Genomic DNA, 1,320 nt, shown 5'->3' with positions numbered 1-1,320 from the left:
CGGGCTCGAAGGGCGGTGCGTTAGAGATATCGTGTTCATGATCTTGAGCAGATGAGCCGATGCGTGGAATGGACGAGATGCAAGAACCGTTGTTCACGACGGTGAAGCTGGAAGACTTCGTGCCGGCCGATCACCCGTTGCGGCCGCTTCGGCTGCTGGTCAATCAGGCGTTGAAGCGGCTCAACGGGCTGTTCGGCACGATCTATGCGGAGAGCGGTCGCGCCTCGATTGCGCCGGAGAAGCTGCTGCGTGCGTTGCTGCTGCAGGTGTTTTACTCGGTGCGCAGCGAGCGCATGCTGATGGAGCAGATGCGCTACAACCTGCTGTTCCGCTGGTTCGTCGGCCTGGCTATCGAAGACGCTGTCTGGGACCACTCGGTGTTCTCGAAGAACCGGGATCGCTTGCTCGAACACGAAGTGGTCGAAGCGTTCTTTACCGAAGTCATGCGCTTGGCCGACAAGCAAGGGCTGCTGTCCAGGGAGCACTTCTCGGTCGATGGCACGCTGATCCAGGCGTGGGCCAGTCACAAGAGCTTCCGTCCCAAGGACGGCTCGGACGATCCGCCGGCCGGCGGTGGACGCAACGCCGACACGGACTGGAAAGGCAAACGGCGCAGCAACGACACGCATGAATCGAGCACAGACCCGGATGCCCGGCTGTTTCGAAAGGGCAGGCAAAGCGGAGCCGTCCTTTGTTATCAGGGGCACATCCTGATGGAGAATCGTTCGGGCTTGGTGGTCGGCGCCGTGGTGAGTCACGCCGACGGATTCGCCGAACGTGCCAGTGCGTTGCGCCTGCTCGATTGCGTGCCGGGTCGTCATGCCAAGACGCTCGGCGCCGACAAGGGCTACGACATGCGCGACTTTGTGCGCGATTGCCGGGCGCGCAAAGTCACGCCGCATGTCGCGCGCAACGATTCTCATCAAGGCGGCAGCGCGATCGACGGCCGCACCTCGCGGCACGCCGGCTATGGCATCAGCCAAGTGATTCGCAAACGCATCGAAGAGCACTTCGGCTGGGGCAAGACTGTCGGCAGGATTCGACAGACCGTGTATCGCGGCGTCAAGCGGGTCGATCAGCACTTCAAGTTGACGATGCTGGCGAGCAACCTGACTCGAATGGCGCGAATGCTGACGGTGGTGCAGCAAGGAGCCGTGCAATGAGCCGCCCAAGCGCGGCCGTTGCGCGGCAACGCGCTGACTGGACCGCTCGCGAGCGGTCCAGCTTCGACGATCCGTCGCCAACTCAGCAGCCAATCGCATACGAAATCCTTTTGCGCAGCGACCTCGTGATCAAGACGAGGCGTTTTTCAACAGCCTG

The 1,320-nt window shown here is 62.0% G+C and carries 1 protein-coding gene; it reads left to right on the top strand.

Features of this window, described 5'->3' with window-relative positions; translation table 11 throughout:
- The first annotated feature begins 68 nt into the window (after positions 1-68).
- The gene (locus ACNQQL_RS35940) at positions 69-1,163 is read left to right on the top strand and encodes an IS5 family transposase (RefSeq protein WP_347069682.1); all 1,095 of its coding nucleotides are present in this window, start codon (positions 69-71) and stop codon (positions 1,161-1,163) included.
- The last annotated feature ends 157 nt before the right edge of the window (positions 1,164-1,320 follow it).

It is taken from the genome of Burkholderia sp. LFS061 (assembly GCF_047978125.1).
In the GTDB taxonomy this organism is placed as follows: Bacteria; Pseudomonadota; Gammaproteobacteria; order Burkholderiales; family Burkholderiaceae; genus Burkholderia; species Burkholderia pyrrocinia_C.
The sequence above is the reverse complement of the archived record's forward strand: the minus strand, read 5'-3'. Positions and strand labels throughout refer to the sequence as shown.